Origin of the sequence: Phytoactinopolyspora halophila, assembly GCF_003287285.1 — a bacterium.
Classification (GTDB): Bacteria; Actinomycetota; Actinomycetes; order Jiangellales; family Jiangellaceae; genus Phytoactinopolyspora_A; species Phytoactinopolyspora_A halophila.
On the sequence record NZ_QMIG01000016.1, the window covers coordinates 85,948 to 105,193 of the forward strand.

The window sequence follows — 19,246 nt, forward strand, 5'->3', positions numbered from 1 at the left end:
AGAACGCATGAGACGCACGAGAGCGGGTGTCTTCAGTTCGAGGACGATGATGTGGGCGGTTCCGGCCTCCGTGGCGGTGCTGGCAACCGTGACGGCCGTCGGCGTGGCGCTGATGGCGGACGCCGATGCCGAGCTGCCCGAACGCGACGCCAGCGAGCTGATCGCGGCGTTGACGCGGGCAGATGACGTGCCCCTGGCCGGAACGATCGTCCATTCCGCCGACCTCGGCCTGCCCGAGGCTCCCGACCTGACCGCCCAGTCGGGATCGCCGCTGTCGTTGCTGACCGGTGCGACGACGGCGCGGGTGTGGTACGCGGCGCCGGATACATATCGGGTGGCGGTGTATGGCGAGCTGTCCGAGACGGATCTCGTCCGGGATGGCGAGGACATCTGGTACTGGAACAGCGAGGAGAACCGGGTCCTGCACTACGCCATGTCGGACACCGCGGCAGCGGCCGGTTCCGGGGCCGGCTCGCAAACAGCGCCGGAATCGTCCGGGCAGGATTCGGGCGAGGGTGCGGCCGGGGACGCGCCCGAGGGGAAGGGCGCCGAGTCGACGTCGCCGATGCCCGAGGCATCGGCTGACATGCTGGCCGAATACGTGCTCCAGCTACTCGAACCGTCCACGGAGGTCGAAGCCGACGGGACGGTCACGGTCGCCGGGCGCGCTGCATACGAGCTGGTGTTCCGCCCACGGGACGACACGTCGCTGGTGGACTCGGTGCGGGTGGCGATCGATGCTGCCCACGGTGTGCCGTTGCGTGTCCAGCTCCACGACACCGCTGGCGGCGACCCGGCTGCCGAAGTGGGATACACGTCGATCTCGTTCGACGAACCCGACCGTTCCGCATTCGAGTTCAGCCCCCCGCCCGATGCCGAGGTCGAGGAGATGGGGGCTGGCAGTTGGCTGGCGTGGGAAGCCACGAGCCCGGGCCTCGGGCACTGGCATCTCGGAGACGGGTTCGACGAGAAGCTGGGAGCAGACCTGGACGCCGACGTCGCCGGGTCCGGGTGGAGCTCGGTCCTGGTCGTCTCGGGTGTAGATTTCGACGAGCTGCTGGCCGCGTTCGAGGACAGCGTGGCCGGGACGCCCCACGAGGTTGGCGATCTGGCGGATGCCATGGACGAGATGGAGGAGGTCTCCGGCCCTTACGGGGAAGGCCTCGCCTTCGAGACCCGGCTGTGGTCGGTGCTGTACGTCGACGACGGCCGGCTCCTGGCGGGAGCGGTCAGCCTGGAGACCCTCGAAAAGGCTGCCGCCGCTCGATGATCGAGGGCGAGAAAGGAGTGCGAGTAGGGGCCGCGATGAGGGCCCCTGCTCGCACCACTCGTTCGTGACGAATCTCGACGGTCAGTCGAAGGCGTGGCCGGCGGCGGCCGCCGACTTCTCGCCGTCGGCGATACGATCGTCGATCTCGTCGAGCACCTCGTCCTTGCGCGTCTCGAAGGCTTCGACGTCGCCGGAGCGCATGGGCGAGCTCAGAACGACCGGATTGCCCGTTTCGCAGTTCCGCTCGCCCCGGACCCGGTTGTCCTCGATGATCGGCGCGGGCGAGTTGTCGCTGCATACGAGATCACCACGGATCACGTTGCCGGTGATACTCGCGTCGGCGGTGTTGCCCGTCATGGTGAGCGAGCCGCCGAACACGTTGAACCCGCAATCGCTAACCGGCGAATCGCCGCCGATCTGCAGCAGCTCGTCGTTGCCCGTGAACGTGGCGTCGCCGTCGACCTCGGAGAGGCAGAAGACGCTGCCCATCTCCGTGCCGGCAATGGACACCGCGCCTTCGATCACCGAGTCGTAGACATCGACGAGCAGGCCGCCGTCCGCCTCGACACCGCGCTCGACCCAGCTGGTTTCGAGGAAGGTCTCGACGTTGGTGACGTTGACGTTGCGGCTGTGCGACGAGCCGAGCGTGTAGTAGAACTCGGAATCATTTCCCACGACGTTGCGCTCGTGCGCGCTGTTCTCCGAGTAGACACCGAAAGCCTCGTTGAGGCGGGTGGCGCCCTGGATATCCGTTTCGACTACGTTGGCAAAGCCGTTGTCGCGCACGCGCAGCGCGCCGGCAACGGAGGAATCCTCGAGGAGGATGGTGGCATCGGCGCGTACGGTGACGTCGCCGTCGATGGTGACGTTGGTGAGTTCGCAGTTGTCCCCGGACGCGACGACGAGATCGCCGGGTACGGAGACGTCTTCTGCGACGCCGTCACAGAAAGTTGTCAGGCTGGCTTGTGAAGGTGCGGCGATGCCGAGGGCGAACAGCCCGCCGATTGCGGATGCGGTCACGAGGCGTTTCACACGCATGAATTCCCCTTGAGTTTGCTTGGCATTAACACGCCCGCTCTCGAAGCGCAACGAACGGCTCCGTCCGGATCGCGGACGGCGCTCCCGCGCGCGGCACGTCGTGAGCGGCTGAGTGGCCGCGTCCCCCGCCCGGATGCTCACGGTCGGCGAGCCTCCGCGCAACGATCGCGCGACCCCTCGTACCCTTTACGGGCAAATCGTGCAGTTGGACTCTTGCGGGAATGTGGCTGACTTGTCAAGATTTCCGCGCCGTGTCTGGTTCGACGTGTTGGGCCAACTCGGCCAGGGCTGGCGCGCTAGCCTCGAAGCGTGCAGTCCGATCCGACGTATCCGGCCCATTGGGAAGCCGACGTGGTGCTCTCGGACGGCGCCACGGCCCATGTGCGCCCGATCCAGCCCGGCGATGCCGAACTCCTGGTCGACTTCTACTCCCGGGTCAGCGACGAATCCAAGTACTTCCGCTTCTTCGCGCCGTACCCGCGCCTCAGCGAGCGTGACGTCGACCGTTTCACCAGGGTCGACCACGACCAGCGGGTAGCGTTGATCATGACGGTCGGCGACGCGATGATCGCCGTGGCACGCTATGACCGGATCACGACGGGCGAGGCCGAAGTGTCGTTCCTCGTCGAGGACGGTCACCAGGGACGCGGTGTGGCGACCATCCTGCTCGAACACCTCGCTCAGGCTGCCCGGGAGCGCGGCGTGTACCGGTTCGTCGCCGACGTGCTGCCTGACAACCGCAAGATGATTGGCGTCTTCGCGGAGGCCGGGTACTCGGTGGACGATCGATTCGAGGATGGCGTGGTGCACGTCGAATTCGAGATCCTGCCGACGGATCACTCGCTGCGGGTCATGACGGCCCGCGAGCACCGGGCCGAGGCACGATCCATCGAGCGGCTGCTCACGCCGGGCTCGGTCGCCGTCGTCGGGGCCAGCCGGACGGCAGGCAAGGCGGGCCAGGAGCTCATCCGGAACATCCAGGCCGGTGGTACGGGCGACGGATTCAGCGGAGCGATCTATGCCGTGCATCCCGAGGCGAGCAGCGTGTGCGGGGTCCCGGCCTACCCGTCGGTACGCGACATCCCCGGCGACGTCGATCTCGCGGTGCTCGCCGTACCGGCGCGAGCGGTGAACGAGGTGGTCTCGGACTGCGCGGCCAAGGGGGTGCACGCCCTGGTCGTGGTGGCCGAGGGATTCGCCGAGCGGGGCGATGAGGAAGGCCGGGAGCGGCAGGCAGAACTGGTACGAGCCGCGCGCGCCAACGGTATGCGTGTGGTCGGCCCGAATTGCCTGGGCATCGTCAATACCGACCCCGCCTATCGGCTGAACGCCTCGCTCGCCGGTGTGCTGCCGCCGCCCGGCCGGGTGGGGCTGTTCGCGCAGTCCGGGGCGCTGGGCACGGCGATACTCGGCGACGCGGCCGCCCGCGGGCTGGGACTGTCGACGTTCGTCTCCGCCGGAAACCGGGCCGACGTCTCCGGCAACGACCTGCTGCAGTACTGGCGCGACGACCCGGCGACGGAGGTGGTGCTGCTGTACCTGGAGTCGCTGGGCAATCCGCGCAAGTTCTCCCGGATATCCCGCCGGGTGGCCGAGGTGAAACCGGTGGTGGTGGTCAAGAGTGGCCGCACGACGCAGAGCGTGCCGTTGGGGCACGCGGTGCGGCCCATCGGCGTGCCGCAGGCGGCCCTGGATGCGATGTTCCAGCAGTCCGGCGTGATCCAGGTGGAAACGGTGTCGGAGATGCTCGACGCCGGTCAGGTGCTGGCGTATCAGCCGCCGCCGGCTGGCGGCCGGGTCGGCGTCGTCGGCAATTCCAGCGCGTTGTGCCTGCTGGCCAACGACGCGGTGGTGGCTGCCGGGCTCGACCTCGGAAGGGAACCGGTGGATCTGGGAAGTGCCGCCTCCGCCGAGGCCTACGCGGAGGCGCTGGCCGACCTGCGAGACGATCCCGGGGTGGACTCGCTGCTGGTGCTGTTCGCCCCGGCAGTCGAATCGTCGAGCACGGAGGACGTCGCCCGGGTCCTGGCCGGCGTGTCGGCCAGCGGCGCCAAACCGATCGTGACCACGTTTCTGGGCAGCCGCGGCGTCCCCGAAGCGATGCGCAGCCTCGACGAGCAGGGAGTGCCGCAGCGAGGCTCGGTCCCCTCGTACCCGTCGGTGGAAGAGGCCGTCCGGGCCCTCACGCACGCCACGTGGCATGCCAGGTGGCAGCGCCGGCGCCACGGCCAGGTGCCCGAACTGGCGAACGTGCGCTCGAACGCGGCCCGGGAACGCGCCGAGCGGTTCCTCGGCGGCGGCGCGTCGGTCGAGCTCACCCATGCCCAGGTGACGGAGCTGGTCGCGGAGTACGGCATCGACCTGCTGCCCATGGCGCCCGCGCGCACGCTGGACGAGGCGATCGCGGCGATGGAGCGGTTCGGCACCGAAGTCGTGTTGAAAGCCACCGCGATGCACCTGCGGCACCGGCCCGACCTGGCAGATGTCTGGCGCAACATCGACACCGAAGGGGAACTGCGGGACGCGTGGGAGACGATGTCGCAAACCCTGGCCAACCCGGCCGAAGCGGCGTTCGTCGTGCAGCCGATGGCCCCGGGAGGAGTTCCGGTGGGCGTGTGGGCACGGGAGGACGCCATGTTCGGTCCGGTGCTCTCCTTCGGTGTTTCGGGGCTGGCCACCGAGCTGCTGGACGATCGCGCGTACCGGATCCCGCCGCTCACTGACGTGGACGCCGCGGAAATGGTGCGCGCGGTGAAGGCCGCTCCGTTGCTGTTCGGCTATCGCGGCGGCATGATGGTCGACGTGACTGCTGTCGAGGACCTGTTGCATCGAGTCTCGCGGATGTCGGATGATCTCCCGGAGCTCGAACTGCTCGAGCTCGACCCGGTACTCGTGGGCGAACAGGGCTTGTCCGTGGTCAACGCCACAGCGCGCCTGGCACGGCCTGCCCTCCGGTCGGACTGGTACGCCCGCAGGTTGTGATGCCGCGACCCTGCCTGCACGCAGGAAGCTCGTCCGGCATGTAAGGATGGAACCATGGTGGAGACAGGAACGCGTGAAGGGCTCCGGCTCGCGATCCAGCAGGCCGGATACTATCCGGATCTCGTAGCGGACACTCTGGAGACCGCGCTAGCCGGGGAACCGGTGGAGTCGTTCTTCGTCCACCACGAGCCGCACTTCGATCGCGACGAGCTGCGCCGCCACATCAGTGTGCTGGTGGTGACGCCGACGAGGCTGATCGTCGGCCACTCCGACGACTACCCGGCTGACGATACTCACGAGGTCCCGTATGCCACGACGTCAACGGAGTCGGTACCGCTGACGGGTGTGTCGTCGGTCGTGGTGAGCCGTACGGTGCCCACCCCTGCGGCGCACCAGATGGGCGATCGCCCGCTGGAGGTCGTGCTCACCATCGGCTGGGGTGCCATGAGCCGAGTGGACGTGGAACCGGCCACGTGCGGCGACCCGGAGTGCGAGGCCGACCACGGCTACACCGGAACCGTGACGTCGGATGACTTCACGCTGCGGGTGAGCGAGGCCGGCGACGGCACCAACCGGGTGGATCACATGCTGGAGTTCGCCCGTTCCCTGTCGGCGGCTACCGTCCGGGCCAGGGAACGGTGACGGATTGACACTCGTCCCCGAGTACGGCCACAACTCCCTGCCCGATATCGTCCCGTCGATTCTGGGGGCACTCGGCGTCCCCGGCGAGCAGAATCCGCTCGGGCTGCCGGACGCCCGGCGCTACTGCATCCTGCTGATCGACGGTCTCGGCTGGAACCTGTTGCGCGCGCACCGGGCGTATGCGCCGTTTCTGTCGTCGTTACCGGGACGCGCGATCACCTGCGCGACACCGAGCACCACCGCCACGAGCATCACGAGCCTGGGCACCGGGCTGGCGCCGGGCCGGCACGGCGTGCTCGGCTACACCACGCGAGTTCCGGGCGGAAACGAGATCTTCAACGCGTTGAAGTGGGAACCCGCGATCGATCCAGTGACCTACCAGCCGCACCCCACACTCTTCGAACGAGCGCACCGTGACGGGATCGCTGCCTGCGTGCTCGGCATGCGGCGCTTCCGCGACACCGGATTGACAAACGCCGCGTTGCGGGGTCCGTTCCACGCGGTCGACACCTTCGGTGAACGCGTGGCGGCCGCTGCCGGGCGGGCCGGCGAGGGCGAGTCCGCGCTGGTGTATGTCTACGACCCCGACCTCGACATGACCGGCCACGTGCATGGCTGCGGGTCGGCCGCGTGGCGGCATCAGCTGGTCATGGTGGACCGGTTCGCCGAGGAACTCTACGAGGCGCTGCCGGAGGGCACCGAGCTCGTGGTGACCGGAGATCACGGCATGGTGGATGTGCCTTCCCAGGACCGGATCGATGTGGACGAGCATCCACGGCTGCGAGACGGGGTGTCCCTGATCGCGGGCGAGGCCCGGTTCCGGCACGTCTACACCATCGACGGCGCCGCGGACGATGTCGCGGCGGCATGGCAGGAGATGCTCGGCGAGCATCGCGCGGCCGTGCTGCGCCGGTCGGATGCCATCGAGGCGGGATGGTTCGGGGCCGTGGAGAACCGGGTGCTCGACCGGATCGGCGACGTCCTGGTCAGCTTTCACGGGCCCGGCGCGGTGGAGCATGGCAGCGCGTTCCCCATGGAGAAGAAGCTGGTGGGGCTGCACGGTGGTGGCAGCGAGGATGAGATGCTCGTGCCCCTGCTGCTTCCGTCGTAGGCCGTGCCGGCCGTCGCTAGCTGATCCACGTGGTGACGAAGGGCGGGCGGGACGCGTCGTCGTACCGCACGGAGATGGTGACCGGGCCGGGCGACACGCCGGTGGCCCGGAACCGGCCGTGCTCGTCGGCTCGCACGTGGGTGGTGACGCCATCTGCCGTGCGTACGTCGACGCCCGCGGGCGCGGGCGGAACGATCTGGCCGATCACGCGTCTGCCGTCCGGAGGTGCGGCTGCCGGCGGTTCCACCACCTCGACGACGAGGGTGGACTCGTCAGCGGTGAAGGTGAGGACGCGGGGTTCGTGCGCCGCTCGCAACGCGGCGGCGCCGGCCAGATGGGAATCGGAGACCAGCTCGGCGATCTGATGGTCCGCGTCGAGCCAGTCGAGACTGTTCTTGATCGCCTCGACGAGCGCGGGTGGCGGCGGATCATCCATGTCGATCACCGTCCGCAGCTCGGCGAGCAGGGCGTCGTCGGCACCGGTCTCGTCAGCCATCACACGTCTCCCGCCCGTATGTCCGTGTGGTCATCCGAAGAAAGCAGCTGGCGCAGGCGCGCAAGGCAACGTTGACGTTGTGGCCCGATGCTGCCGAGAGGTATTTCGAGGATCTCCGCGATCTGCGCGTAGGGCAGGGGCGGATCGGCGAGGCACAGCCGCAGCAGGGACTGGCAGCGCGGTGGAAGGCGATGGTAAGCGGCGGCGACCTGCGCGTGCTCTTCCTGCCGCACGACGGCCGCATCGGGTGGCGTCGCCGTCGGATCGATACGGTCCTCGCCCTGGGTGGCGTCCGCTCCCGGTATTTCGCGATCGCGCCGCTTGATGAGCCGCAGACACTCCCGGCGTGCCGTGGTGACCAGCCAGGACGCGAGCTGGTCGGGTTGCTCGAGGCGGTGCAGATTCTCGACGAGCCGGAGCCAGGTTGACTGGAAGACGTCGCCGGCGTCGGCATCATCCAGCCGATGGCTGCGTGCGATCGACCAGACCAGGCGGGCATGACGATCGACGATCTCGTGCCACGCCTGTTCGTCTCCGGCACATGCCGCACGCACGAGCTCGCTGATCGAGCGGTCGGCCATTCGTGCCCCCGGGTGTGTCGGTCTGCTGTCCCGGGTTCATCCGGGAACGTGCGGATCGACATTATCGCGTGGACGCGCTCGCTTATGACACACCGCCGGTGACGGGCGCGTGCCCCAGGCACATCAGATCGCGCGACACCCACGCGCCCGTCACCCCCGTGAATCTCGATCCTGCGAGCAAAGCCCCCCGCGCTTCGCCCCCTCCGGACGGCGGTTGGCCGTCCCCACCAAACGCGCCGTTCGATCGTCAGGATCCCGACGGTGCGGCAGCCTTCATGACCAGCTCGATCCCGGCTGCCGATGGTCCGATGGTGTCCAGCCCTGCTAAATCAGGGCGTGTCCGGGGAATCGGACCGCGAAGCGCCGCAAGGTGGCCAACGGCGCTTCACCCATACAGAGCACGTAGCCGCAGCCCTGATACATCCGCAGGCGAACTTTTTTCTGAGCGGCTCACCCACGTTCGTGGCGACCTGCTCACCCGGGGCTTACTCGTTGCGCTTGCGGCCGAACATGATCTCGTCCCAGCTGGGCACGCTGGGGCGGCGCGAACGTGACGAGCGAGGCTTGGACGCCGGGGGCGCGTCCTGGGCCGTGGGAGCCAGATCGTCGTCCTTCGTGGACTTCTCGGACGCGTCCTCGGTCTCGACATGGTTGGCGATGTCGCTGAGCCGCAGCCGGTCGGTCGCGGTGTCGTCGGCGGACTCGTCCGCCGACGACGTGGTCTCTTGCTCGGCCGGCTCGTGGGACCACAATTCCGGATCGCGGCGGCGGCGCTCGGGCCGGGAGTACCGGTTGGAGCGCCGGGATCGCCGGGCCGCCGGTTCCATGGGCTCGACCTGCGCCGCATCGTCATCGTCAGCAGGCTGGGCCGGATGCTCGGGAGGGACCAGCGCCGTGACCGGTGCGTGCGGCTCCTGCTCGGTATCGTGCCGGTCTCGCGCTGCTGGTGCCTCGGGTTCCGGCTCTTCTGGCGGCGGCACCACCGACAGCCGCGCCGGGCCGGCCTCGGGCTCTTGCGGTGCGGGCTCGGGCTCGGGCTCGACCTCGGAGCGTGGCTCGCCGGCGACGATACGCGCGGTCGGGTCGACGGGTGTCGCGGAGCGGCCGCTCGGATCGAACGTGAACACCGCCGAGAACGCGGCATCGTTGGTGCCGGCGCCGTGGCCGGAGGGCCAGGAACACTGGACTCGCCAGCGGCCGTCGTCGGCGCGCCAGGCGTCCCAGGCCACCGTGTCCGGCTGGACACCGATCGAGACGGCGTAGTCGGCCGCGGCGGTTTCGAGCGTGCGGACGGGACCTTCGCCGGCGAGCCGGCGTACGGTGGCTTCCCGGGCACGATCGGCGACATGCTGACGCTCGGCGAGCACGGGTTCCGCGAACCGGCGGATCTTCTCCACCGGGATGGTCGCGTCCGCGGCAACGGACTCCACCGACTCGCCGGCCCGGACCCGGGCCTGGATGTCCCGCGGACGCAGTTGGTTCTCGAGCTGAATCTCCAACTGTCCCAACCTCGCTCGGTCGCCCTGGATCGCGGCCTGCAAGCGCTCATCGGCCCGCAGCGCGAACTGTTGATCACCGTCGGTGAGGATCAGATGCGCCCCGTCCGCACTGACCGCGGTCAGGCGAAGCTCACGCATCGCTCACCTCCCCACAAGTGACTCTCACCCATGGTCGCGCCTGAACCCCTCCCTACCAAGCCGCCACGCCGCAGGAAAGGCGTAGTTACCGGACACGCCAATAAAGCACGAGTGATCTTGAGTATGCCACGGAATCCGGGTCAGGGCATGGGGTCGATCTCGCCACGTGGTTTCACTTCCCATTCCCGGCGGCCGGTGTACTCGCGCCTCTCGGTCGTGCCATCCTCCTCGACTCGGCGAACGGACTCGGTGGTGATCTCGATGTCGGACGAGCGCGGAAGCGGAAAGGTGACGGTTCCGCTCGCGGTCGCACTGGACACGGTGGTTTCGTCGACGTTTTCGCTCCCGGGTTCGTCGCTCTCCTGGATGTGGTTCTGCCACGCGACATCGACCTCGTAGGACTGCCCGTCGAAGGAGGTCAGCGTGTAGGAGGTGTCGTCGCAGTACTCGGTCCCGGCTTGCTCGATGGGGCCGGTGGTGCTCCACTCGGCGCCGACCCCGATGGGTTCCTCCGGGAACGGCACGGCCATCTCGCGCAGCTGCCATTCGAGCTCGCCGAGCACGACCTGCACCTCGTGGCCGGCATCCGCTTCGATCTGATCCCGCCCGGCTATCTCGGCATCGACGACAGTTCCGTGCCGCGAGGTTGTCACGGTGCCTTCGAGCCCGGCCGTATTGCTGATCGCCTCGTCCATCGCCACGTGCGTGCCGCCGGCGTGGCTGGCGTCGTCGTAGCGAAATGACATGGCGATCTCGTCGTCGCCGACCTCGTCGACGGTGACGACCAACCCGAAATACCGTTCGGGCGGGGAGACGATGTTCTCGTCCGCGCCGTCGACAACCAGCTCCTCGTCGATGGACATGCGGATGTCGAACTCGACGCTGTCGCCCGCGGAAGGTGTGAATTCGATCACCTCGTGGGGCTCGTCGCCAGGATCGTTCACGGTGACACCCCACGTGTCCGGGCAGTCCCCGGATGCCGCGCGCTCGTCGGCCTGGCCGTCGCCGGAACTGCTGCATGCGGCCGCCGTCACGAGGAGCGCAGCGACGGGGATCCAGATGATCTCGCGGTACACGTGTGCGTTCCCTCTGCTGATCGGATGATGGTCGGCGGGTAGCGAGCGTAGCAACGCCGGATCCAGCCGGAGTCCGAGACGTCGCCGGGCACGTCGCGAAGGTGCGGAATCCCGGACAGCACCACCCTCCGTGCCGGTGGCGAGCCGGTGCTTGGGAGGATGAAGGACGTGAGTAGTTCGTTGACCACCGGTTCCCAGGTGGAGCCATACGACGCCTTGCTGGTGGTGTCTTTCGGAGGCCCGGAAGGCCAGGAAGACGTCATCCCGTTTCTGGAGAACGTCACCCGAGGCAAGGGCGTGCCACGTGAGCGGCTCGAAGAGGTCGGTGAGCATTACCGTGCCTTCGGGGGCAAGAGCCCGATCAACGATCAGAACCGGGAGCTGATTGCCCGGGTGCGAGACGAGCTCGCGAGGGTCGGTGTGTCCGTCCCCGTCTACTGGGGTAATCGCAACTGGCATCCCTACCTGACCGATGAAGTGAACCGCATGGCCGCGGACGGGATCCGCCGTGCGGCCGCATTCGTCACGAGCGCCTACTCGTCGTACTCGGGCTGCCGGCAGTACCGCGAAGATCTCGCGCGCGCGGTCACCGACGTGGGTGCGAGTGCCCCGCGCATCGATCGCCTGCGCCATTGCTTCGACCATCCCGGTTTCATCTCGGCGAACACCGACAGCGTGGTGGGAGCGCTCGGAGAACTTCCCCGGGCGGCCGCGGACGGCGCCCGGCTGGTGTTCGTCACGCATTCGATCCCGGTCACCATGGCGCGCGAGTCCGGTCCGCACGGCGATGCCTACGTCGCCCAGCACGAGGCCGTCGCCAGCTCGGTGGTGCAGCAGGTGGCCGAGCGCACGGGTGTCTCGTACGACCACGACCTCGTCTTCTGCTCGCGCAGCGGACCCCCGGAGGTGCCCTGGCTCGAGCCGGATGTCAACGATCATCTCGAGACGCTCGCCGCGGAGGGGGCGCCCGCCGTGGTGCTGGCCCCCATCGGCTTCCTGTCGGACCACATGGAGGTCGCCTACGACCTCGACACCGAGGCGCTGGCCACCACGAAGCGGCTGGGGCTGCCCGCGGCTCGCGCGGCAACCGTGGGGACCCATCCGGACTTCGTCTCGGCGATCGTGGGCCTGCTGTTCGAGCGTGCCGCCGCCGAACGTGGCGAGTCGGTGACCCGGGCAAGCATCGGCGCGCCGGGACCGAGCTGGGACACGTGTCCCGCACACTGCTGCCCCAATCCGCGTGGCCCGCTTCCAGCCCTGTGCGGCCGGGACGACCCAACGAACCCTGGAGCTGACCTGCCATGACCGGAAACGTGACCCGAGATGCGGACACGTGGAGCCTCGCTGGTCTCGTCGAGCTCGCCGTGAGTGTGGCTCACGAGGCCGGGGCATTGGCCCGCGAGCGCCGGGGTGCGGTGGAACAGATGGCCGTCGCGTCGACCAAATCGACACCCACGGACATCGTTACCGAGTCCGACACCGCGGCCGAACGGTTGATCCGTGAACGTGTCTTGCAGGCCCGGCCGGGCGACGCGATTCACGGCGAGGAAGGCGGGCACAGCGACGGTGAGTCCGGGGTCGTGTGGGTGGTCGATCCGATCGACGGCACCGTGAACTATCTCTACGGTTTCCCGCACTACGCCGTGTCCATAGGTATCCAGGTCGAGGGCACGGTCGAAGGTGGCGTGGTGCACAATCCGGCGACCGGAGAGACATGGGCGGCCATCCGGGGCTCGGGGGCTATGCTCGACGACGAGCCGATCCGCACGTCGCAGTGCACGGACCTTTCACTGGCACTCGTCGGCACCGGGTTCTCGTACGATTCGCAGCAGCGAGCTCAGCAGGCAGAGATCGTGGCGGGCCTGTTGCCGCAGGTGCGCGATATCCGCCGCGCCGGCGTGGCGTCGCTCGACCTGTGCGCGGTGGCATGCGGGCGGCTGGATGCGTTTTACGAGAGCGGGCTGAAGCTGTGGGATAGCGCCGCCGGCGCGTTGATCGCCGAGGAGGCGGGCGGCGTGGTCACCGGGCTGCACGGCGCCGCGGCGAGCCAGAGCATGGTGGTGGCCGCGGCTCCCGGAATCGTGCACGAACTCACGAGCGTGATCGAACACCTCACCACCTCCCGCTCCTTCCGCTCCTCCCGCTGATCATGAACACTAGCCGGCCACACGTGGCCGGCTAGTGTTCATGATCAGCGGGAGGAGCGGAAGGTGGGGTGCCGGGGGAGGGGTGGCGCAGGCCAGGGTGCCCGGCGGGCAGCGAGCGGCGGATCACCCACCACGACACCGCCAGGCACGCCGCGACGAGTGGCCAGCTGAGCAGGGCGCGCATGGTGCCGAGCGCGACGACGCTACCGGCCGCCCACAGCGGGGTGAAGACGGCCAGCCGGACGAGGTACTGGAAGACCCAGATGATGCTGCCCAGGCTGTAGGCGCGCAACAGGGCGGGATCGCGCCGCCATCGGGCCTTCTGCCCGAGCACGGTCCCGACGACGACGCCCAGCAGCGGCCAGCGCACGATGATGCTGACCGTCCAGGCCAGTGCGCTCGTGGCGTTGCTGAGCAACTGGACGAGGAAGAAGTCGGCGGCGCGTCCGGTGTGGAGCACGATCAAGGCAGCGACCCCGACGCCGAGCACGCCGACGAGAGCGGCGCGCGGGCGGGCGCCACGCCACAGCCGCCATGCGGCGATCGCGGCTGCCGCCACCAGCGCGGCGACGACACCGAGGGGAATCGACCGTCCGGCCAGCGCCCATCCCGCGGCGAACGCCACGGGAGGCAGGCTCGCATCGATGGCACCACGACGCCCGCCAAGCAGCGTGGCCAGGGACTCGGGCTCACGGTCTGGCGGGGTGGTGGCGCCGGAATCGGGGACTCGCATAGTAGGTACGACGAGTCTAGTGGGGTAGCACCCGCTGGCGTGAGTCAGTGTGTGTCTGAATCCGCCGACGAGCGAGCACCGTTCGAGTCTGGCCGGGGCGTGACGTTCGCCCCGCCGTGGGGGTAGGTCACCGCCTACTTGACCGCCCCCATGGACAGCCCGCGGACCAGCTGTTTCTGCGCCGCCCAGCCGGCGAGCACGACCGGCAGTGAGGCCAGGGTCGCGGCTGCGGACATCTGGGCCCAGAACAGGCCCTCACTGGTCATGAACCCGACGAGGAACACGGGCACGGTCGCCGCCTGCGAGGCGGTGACGTTGATGGAGAAGAAGAACTCGTTCCAGGCGAAGATCAGGCAGATCAGCGCCGTCGCGGCCAGGCCCGGCGCCACCATGGGCAGCAGGACCCGCCGCATCGTCTGAACGAGCGATGCGCCGTCCATGGCGGCGGCCTCGAGGACCTCGCGCGGCACCTCCATCAGGAACGAGCGCATCATCCACACCGCGATGGGCAGGTTCATCGCCGTGTAGAGCACCACCAGCGTCCAGACGTTGTCGAGTACCCCGAGCCGGCCCGCAATGACATAGATCGGCACGATCACCGCCACGACCGGCAGCATCTTCGTCGAGATGAAGAAGAACAGGACGTCTTTGGCGCGTGGCAAGGACCGGATGGCCAGCGCGTACGCGGCGGGGACGGCCAGGCCGAGGACGAGAAGGGTGGACATGCCCGCGGCAAGGAGCGAGTTCAGGAAGTACGGCCCGGCCCCGGCGTCGAACAAGGTCCGGAACTGGTCGAGCGTGGGCGTGAACACCAGCGACGGCGGGTCGGTCTGGGCGTCGCCTTCGTGTTTGAACCCGGTGATGATCATCCAGAACACGGGGAAGAAAAACAGCAGGCCGGCGAACCAGGTGAGGGTGGTCAGGAAGCGGGCGGCCATCAGCTCTCCTCTGCGAAGGTGCGGAACAACATGCGCAGGGCGAACAGCGCGACGACGATCGTCCCGGCGACGACCAGGACGCCCATGGCGGCGGCCTGGCCGACGTCGAAGCCGAGGAAGGCGCGCTGGTAGATGTAGAAGGGCAGGTTGGCGCTGGCCGTTCCCGGGCCGCCCTGGGTCATGATGTAGATCTGGTCGAACGTGTTCACCACGTAGATGGCGCCGAGCAGGACGCCGAGTTCGATGTAGCGGCGCAAGTGCGGCAGCGTCATCGAGCGGAAGATGCGGCTCGGGCTCGCGCCGTCGACCTGGGCGGCCTCGATCACCTCGCGTTCCTGACTCTGCAGCCCGGCTAGCACGAGCAGGGCCATGAACGGTGTCCACTGCCACACGAGCGCGGTGATGACCGACAGCAGCGGCAACGAGCTGGCCCAGTCCATGTCGCCGACGCCGAACGGGGAGAGGACGGCGTTCACGACCCCGAACAGCGGGTCCAGCATGGTGGTCTTCCACACCAGGGCTCCGGCGACGGGCATGACGAGGAACGGCGTGATGATCAGCGTGCGCACCACGGATCGGCCGACGAAGGTGCGGTCGAGCAGCAGCGCCAGCGCGACTCCGAGGATCATCGACGCGATGACGCATCCGGCTGTGATGGCAACGGTGTTCAGGGCAGCCTGGCGGAAGACGCGATCGGCGAACACGTCGGCGTAGTTGGCCAGGCCGACGAACCGTTCGGAACCGGGCCGGACCAGATTCCACGAGTTCAGCGAGTACCAGATCGTCACGAGGAACGGGACCTGGGTGACGATGATCGTGAATATGAGCGCAGGCAGCAGGGGAGCGCGCCGCCGCCATCCTTCCCGGCGAGTGTTCCTGGCCGCGGGGAAGGATGGCGCCAACGGCCGGCTCGGCCGTTGCCCTCCCGGTGCCGGTATGACGTCGGTGGTCATCGGCCTTCCTCCTCGGACTGGTAGGACTCGCCGACGGTTTCGGCGAAGCGCTGCGCCTGCTCGAGCGCCTCTCCGACACTGATCTGATCGGCCACGGCGGCGGAGACCTGCTGGGCGACCCGGGTGCCGAGGTCCTGGAACTCGGGAATGGCGAGGAACTGGATGCCGTCGTAGGGGACCGGAGCGGCGATGGTGAGGTCCTGGTCGGCCCTCTCCATCGCGCGCAGCGTCGGCTCCGCGTAGGCCTCGGCTACCTCGGCGTACTCGGGAATGGCGTACGTGGAGGTCCGGCTGCCCGGCGGCACCTGATCCCATCCGAGCTCGGCGCCGACCAGATGCGGATACTCCTTGTCGGTCATCCACGCGATGAACCGCCAGGCCTCTTCCGGGTGCTCGGAGCTGGCCGGAATGCCCAGGGACCAGGCGTAGAGCCAGCCGGCGGATTCGGTCTCCATGACGGGTGCGGGCGCGTATCCGTTGTCGCCGACGACGTTGGAGTCGGTGGGATTCTCCACGATGTTGACCATGGCCGTCGCGTCGTACCACATGCCCGCGCGTCCCTGCGCGTATCGGGTGCCGCAGTCGGCGTAGCCGCTGGTGGCAGCACCGGCCTGGCCGTGGTCACGGAGCAGGTCGACGTAGAACTCGACGGCGCGGCTCACCTCCGGCGAGGTGAGCTGGGCGTTCCAGTCCTTGTCGAACCAGCGGCCGCCAAAGGTGTGGATCACCGTGTTCAGCGGTGCGAGGTTCTCGCCCCAGCCGGCCAGGCCGCGCAGGCAGATTCCGTCGACGTCGTCGTACTCGGCGTCGATCGTGGCGGCGAACTCGCGCACGTCCTCCCAGGTCGGCTGCTCGGGCATTTCGAGGCCCGCCTCGTCGAACAGGTCGGTGCGATAAACCAGGAACGACGATTCGCCGTAGAACGGCACCGAGTACATGTCTCCGTCCACGGACAGCGACTCGCGGACGGGCTCGATGAAGTCCCCGGTGTCGTAGTTGTCCGTGGCGTCCGCGTAGGGCTGCAGGTTGACCAGCCACCCGTTCTCCGCCCACATGGCCGTCTCGTAGTTGCTGATCATCACGACGTCGAACTCGCCCCCACCGGTGGCTACCGACGCGGTGATCTTCGCCCGGGCCTCGTTCTCCGGCAGTGACACGAACTGCACGTCGATGTCCGGGTTGGCCTCCTGGAAGTAGTGCGACAGGGCGACCGCGTCGTTCATCTGCGGGTTGGAGACGACCGCGACGACGATCGTGGTGCGCTCGGACGAGTCCAGGGAGAATCCGCCGAAGCCCGCGCAGGCGGTGAGGGTGGCGGCCCCGATCAGGCTCCACGCGCAGCGCACCACCGCCCGCGTCATGCGTGCGCTCCTGAGACGTGTGGGGCCTCGAGGGCCGTGGCGTCGCCGGCGGGTGTCACGTGGATCTTCACCGCTTCGCTCGCTCGCACCAGGTCGAGCGCCTGGGCGAAATCGTCCAGACCGACGGTGTGCGAGACGAGAGGTTCGACGTCGATCTGCCCGGCGGAGATGAGATCCAGGGCAGCGCCGTAGCTGTGCAGCACGGCCATCGATCCGACAAGGGTGATCTCGTCGTTGTAGATGCGAAACGGGGACAGCCGCACGAGAGCGTCCTCGGCGGCCACGCCGAAGATCTCGAGCCGGCCGCCCCGGTCGAGGGACCGGAAAGCGCCTTCGATAGCGGCGGGCGAGCCGGTGACGTCGACGGCGGCGTCGAAGGCGCGTCGTGGGAGCTCGTCGACGCCGGTCGCGACCTCGGCGGCGCCGAGACGCTCGGCCAGGGGCAGCTTGCCCGGCATCCGGTCGACCACGCTGACGCGGGCGCCGGCGCGGGTGAGCAACTGGAGCATGATCAGGCCCATCGTCCCGGCACCCAGGACGAGAATCCGCTCACCTGCCTCCACGCCGAGCCGCCGGACGCCGTGCACCGCACATGAAACGGGCTCGGCGAGGGCGCCAGCGGCGAAGCTCAGGTGCTCGGGAAGCAGGTAGCAGGTTGCGGCGGGTACGGCGACGCGCTCGGCGAAGGCGCCGTCGACGGTGTCGCCGATGGCGCCCCAGTTCGCGCAGAGGTTTCCCCGGCCGCGGCGGCACTGGCGGCAATGCCCGCAAAACAGCGACGGGTCGACGGCCACGCGGTCCCCGACGTCGATGCCCGGAGCGACCTGTGGCCCTACGGCTGTGACGGTGCCGGCGAACTCGTGGCCGGGGACGAGCGGGTACGGGCTGGGTGGAAACTCGCCCGCGGCGATGTGCACGTCGGTGCCGCAGATGCCGCACGCGCCGACGGCGACGACGACCTGGCCGGGACCGGGAACCGGTTCGGGGACGTCCTGGACGGACAGCGACCCGGGCTGCTCGATGACGACGGCCTTCACATCTCCTCCTGTGCTCAAATGAGCGAGATTTTTTCTCAGATGTGTACATTACGAGTATGGTCGATCTGGCTATCGCGTCAAGCGTGGAGCCGTGACAAGATTTCGCCGGGGCCAGACGCGAGGGGAGGAGTCGTGGCGCAACGGGGGCGGCCACCGAAGGAGGGCCACCGCCAGGGTCCGTCGCAGCTCGTGCTCGCCGGCGCGATAGCGCGCCGGCACTATGTCGACGGCTGGTCGAAGGTGGAGCTCGCCGAGGAGTTCGGGCTATCCCGGTTCCAGGTGGCCCGGATCCTGGCCGATGCCCGGCGCAACGGCTGGGTCCGGGTGGAGATCTCCCTTCCCGGCAACATCGACGACGAGGCCTCGCTCGCGGTGCAGCGCCAGCTTGGGGTGGGCCGGGCCATCGTCGTGGACGTGCCCGAGCAGTCGGATGCAGCGGTACGTGAGGAGCTCGCCGCGGTGACGGCCGAGTTGCTGACCGAGCAGATCCGGCCGGGGAATGTGGTGGGCCTGACGTGGAGTCGCACCATCACGCGCATGGTCGAGAGGCTCGACCGCCTGGCACCGTGCACGGTGGTACAGCTGGCCGGATCGATCGCCCTGCCGGGTGCCTCGGCCGGGACGGTCGAGCTGGTGCGATCGGTGGCGGCGGTCGCGGGCGGCGAGTCGCTGCCGATCTATGCACCCCTCGTGGTCGAGGACGCGGCGACGGCGGCCGCGTTGCGTCGCCAGCCGGAGATCGCGCGCGCGTTGCAGCAGGCCGAGTCGCTCGACGTCGCCGTGGTGGCGCTCGGGCGCTGGGCGCCGGGTTTGTCGACGGTCTGGGACGTGGTCGGTGAGAGCGAGCGCGAAGCTGGCCTGGCACACGGCGCGCTCGGTGAGTGCAGCGGCCGGCTGTTCGACGCGGAAGGCCGCGACGTTGCTGGCGGGTTCGACGACCGCGTCGTCGGCGTCACCCTCGATCGCTTGCGGGCGACGCCGGAGGTGGTGGCGATCGGGTACGGCGTACCGCGGGCGGATGCCGTGCGTGCGGCCGTACGCAGCGGCTTCGTCACCACTCTCGTGATCGATACGGCAACGGCCCGGGGCCTGCTGGAGTGATCTCCCCAGCTTGCGCGGCCACGTTGAGCTGCCGGTGTGATCGTCGACGGCTGTGTGCATGTCCATGTAGGCGAGCGTGGATGGCGGCTGTCCGCATAGACATCGGATCTCAAGGCGCCATTGATCTTGTCAGGTGCGTCGCA

General features: G+C 68.7%; 17 protein-coding genes. 7 read left to right on the plus strand and 10 right to left on the minus strand.

Going from position 1 to position 19,246, the window contains the following annotated elements:
- Positions 1-7: 7 nt before the first annotated feature.
- Positions 8-1,270, plus strand: coding sequence for a LolA family protein (locus DPM12_RS14870; protein ID WP_123788493.1), 1,263 nt, complete (start codon positions 8-10; stop codon positions 1,268-1,270).
- A gap of 81 nt (positions 1,271-1,351) precedes the next feature.
- Here the strand turns inward: DPM12_RS14870 and DPM12_RS14875 are convergent, their stop codons facing one another.
- Positions 1,352-2,308, minus strand: a complete 957-nt coding sequence (locus DPM12_RS14875; protein ID WP_112259121.1) for a hypothetical protein — start codon at positions 2,306-2,308, stop codon at positions 1,352-1,354.
- A 309-nt stretch (positions 2,309-2,617) separates the two neighbouring features.
- Between DPM12_RS14875 and DPM12_RS14880 the strand changes: the two genes are divergently transcribed.
- From DPM12_RS14880 to DPM12_RS14890, 3 genes are read left to right on the plus strand one after another with little or no spacing between them, the layout of a single operon-like run.
- Positions 2,618-5,290: a bifunctional acetate--CoA ligase family protein/GNAT family N-acetyltransferase gene (locus tag DPM12_RS14880; protein ID WP_112259122.1), complete on the plus strand. Its 2,673-nt coding sequence runs from the start codon at positions 2,618-2,620 to the stop codon at positions 5,288-5,290.
- A gap of 54 nt (positions 5,291-5,344) precedes the next feature.
- Positions 5,345-5,932 (plus strand): DUF5998 family protein, encoded by a 588-nt coding sequence (locus tag DPM12_RS14885; RefSeq protein WP_112259123.1) that lies wholly within the window; start codon positions 5,345-5,347, stop codon positions 5,930-5,932.
- A gap of 4 nt (positions 5,933-5,936) precedes the next feature.
- Positions 5,937-7,043, plus strand: coding sequence for an alkaline phosphatase family protein (locus tag DPM12_RS14890; RefSeq protein ID WP_112259124.1), 1,107 nt, complete (start codon positions 5,937-5,939; stop codon positions 7,041-7,043).
- 16 nt (positions 7,044-7,059) lie between these two features.
- Here DPM12_RS14890 and DPM12_RS14895 read toward each other — a convergent pair whose 3' ends face one another.
- The 4 genes from DPM12_RS14895 to DPM12_RS14910 all read right to left on the minus strand — a co-directional run bounded on the left by DPM12_RS14895 (position 7,060) and on the right by DPM12_RS14910 (position 10,833).
- Positions 7,060-7,539, minus strand: a complete 480-nt coding sequence (locus DPM12_RS14895) for a carboxypeptidase regulatory-like domain-containing protein (RefSeq protein ID WP_112259125.1) — start codon at positions 7,537-7,539, stop codon at positions 7,060-7,062.
- Positions 7,539-8,120, minus strand: coding sequence for an RNA polymerase sigma factor (locus tag DPM12_RS14900; RefSeq protein ID WP_112259126.1), 582 nt, complete (start codon positions 8,118-8,120; stop codon positions 7,539-7,541). Before DPM12_RS14900 ends, DPM12_RS14895 begins: the two co-directional genes overlap by 1 nt.
- A gap of 485 nt (positions 8,121-8,605) precedes the next feature.
- A complete protein-coding gene (gene sepH, locus DPM12_RS14905; protein WP_112259127.1) occupies positions 8,606-9,757 on the minus strand; it encodes a septation protein SepH in 1,152 nt (383 codons plus the stop codon).
- A 140-nt stretch (positions 9,758-9,897) separates the two neighbouring features.
- Positions 9,898-10,833, minus strand: coding sequence for a hypothetical protein (locus tag DPM12_RS14910; RefSeq protein WP_112259128.1), 936 nt, complete (start codon positions 10,831-10,833; stop codon positions 9,898-9,900).
- Positions 10,834-11,013: 180 nt separating this feature from the next.
- Here DPM12_RS14910 and DPM12_RS14915 point away from each other — a divergent pair, with 180 nt between their 5' ends.
- Complete coding sequence (locus DPM12_RS14915; protein WP_425467601.1) at positions 11,014-12,138, plus strand: ferrochelatase; 1,125 nt, start codon at positions 11,014-11,016, stop codon at positions 12,136-12,138.
- A complete protein-coding gene (locus tag DPM12_RS14920) occupies positions 12,135-12,980 on the plus strand; it encodes an inositol monophosphatase family protein (protein WP_112259130.1) in 846 nt (281 codons plus the stop codon). Before DPM12_RS14915 ends, DPM12_RS14920 begins: the two co-directional genes overlap by 4 nt.
- A 31-nt stretch (positions 12,981-13,011) precedes the next feature.
- Here the strand turns inward: DPM12_RS14920 and DPM12_RS14925 are convergent, their stop codons facing one another.
- From DPM12_RS14925 to DPM12_RS14945, 5 genes are all read right to left on the minus strand, one after another.
- Entirely contained in the window at positions 13,012-13,713 is a 702-nt protein-coding gene (locus DPM12_RS14925) for a DUF3159 domain-containing protein (RefSeq protein WP_112259131.1), read from the minus strand.
- A gap of 134 nt (positions 13,714-13,847) precedes the next feature.
- Positions 13,848-14,651 carry a carbohydrate ABC transporter permease gene (locus DPM12_RS14930; RefSeq protein WP_112259132.1) on the minus strand — a complete coding sequence of 268 codons (804 nt, stop codon included), beginning with the start codon at positions 14,649-14,651 and terminating at the stop codon, positions 13,848-13,850.
- Positions 14,651-15,604 carry a carbohydrate ABC transporter permease gene (locus DPM12_RS14935; RefSeq protein ID WP_112259133.1) on the minus strand — a complete coding sequence of 318 codons (954 nt, stop codon included), beginning with the start codon at positions 15,602-15,604 and terminating at the stop codon, positions 14,651-14,653. Before DPM12_RS14935 ends, DPM12_RS14930 begins: the two co-directional genes overlap by 1 nt.
- Entirely contained in the window at positions 15,601-16,965 is a 1,365-nt protein-coding gene (locus tag DPM12_RS14940) for an ABC transporter substrate-binding protein (protein WP_112259134.1), read from the minus strand. The genes DPM12_RS14935 and DPM12_RS14940 overlap by 4 nt, the downstream gene beginning before the upstream one ends.
- On the minus strand, positions 16,962-18,002 hold the full coding sequence (locus DPM12_RS14945) for a zinc-dependent alcohol dehydrogenase family protein (protein ID WP_112259135.1): 1,041 nt from the start codon (positions 18,000-18,002) through the stop codon (positions 16,962-16,964). Before DPM12_RS14945 ends, DPM12_RS14940 begins: the two co-directional genes overlap by 4 nt.
- A gap of 132 nt (positions 18,003-18,134) precedes the next feature.
- Here DPM12_RS14945 and DPM12_RS14950 point away from each other — a divergent pair, with 132 nt between their 5' ends.
- Positions 18,135-19,103 carry a sugar-binding transcriptional regulator gene (locus DPM12_RS14950; RefSeq protein WP_158542900.1) on the plus strand — a complete coding sequence of 323 codons (969 nt, stop codon included), beginning with the start codon at positions 18,135-18,137 and terminating at the stop codon, positions 19,101-19,103.
- Positions 19,104-19,246: the final 143 nt, after the last annotated feature.

Excerpts from the sequence above, each read along its gene's own strand:
- DPM12_RS14870 (WP_123788493.1), top strand. The coding sequence starts at position 8 with ATGAGACGCACGAGAGCGGGTGTCTTCAGTTCGAGGACGATGATGTGG.
- DPM12_RS14875 (WP_112259121.1), bottom strand. The coding sequence starts at position 2,308 with ATGCGTGTGAAACGCCTCGTGACCGCATCCGCAATCGGCGGGCTGTTC.
- DPM12_RS14885 (WP_112259123.1), top strand. The coding sequence starts at position 5,345 with ATGGTGGAGACAGGAACGCGTGAAGGGCTCCGGCTCGCGATCCAGCAG.
- DPM12_RS14895 (WP_112259125.1), bottom strand. The coding sequence starts at position 7,539 with ATGGCTGACGAGACCGGTGCCGACGACGCCCTGCTCGCCGAGCTGCGG.
- DPM12_RS14900 (WP_112259126.1), bottom strand. The coding sequence starts at position 8,120 with ATGGCCGACCGCTCGATCAGCGAGCTCGTGCGTGCGGCATGTGCCGGA.
- sepH (WP_112259127.1), bottom strand. The coding sequence starts at position 9,757 with ATGCGTGAGCTTCGCCTGACCGCGGTCAGTGCGGACGGGGCGCATCTG.
- DPM12_RS14920 (WP_112259130.1), top strand. The coding sequence starts at position 12,135 with ATGACCGGAAACGTGACCCGAGATGCGGACACGTGGAGCCTCGCTGGT.
- DPM12_RS14925 (WP_112259131.1), bottom strand. The coding sequence starts at position 13,713 with ATGCGAGTCCCCGATTCCGGCGCCACCACCCCGCCAGACCGTGAGCCC.
- DPM12_RS14930 (WP_112259132.1), bottom strand. The coding sequence starts at position 14,651 with ATGGCCGCCCGCTTCCTGACCACCCTCACCTGGTTCGCCGGCCTGCTG.
- DPM12_RS14935 (WP_112259133.1), bottom strand. The coding sequence starts at position 15,604 with ATGACCACCGACGTCATACCGGCACCGGGAGGGCAACGGCCGAGCCGG.
- DPM12_RS14940 (WP_112259134.1), bottom strand. The coding sequence starts at position 16,965 with ATGACGCGGGCGGTGGTGCGCTGCGCGTGGAGCCTGATCGGGGCCGCC.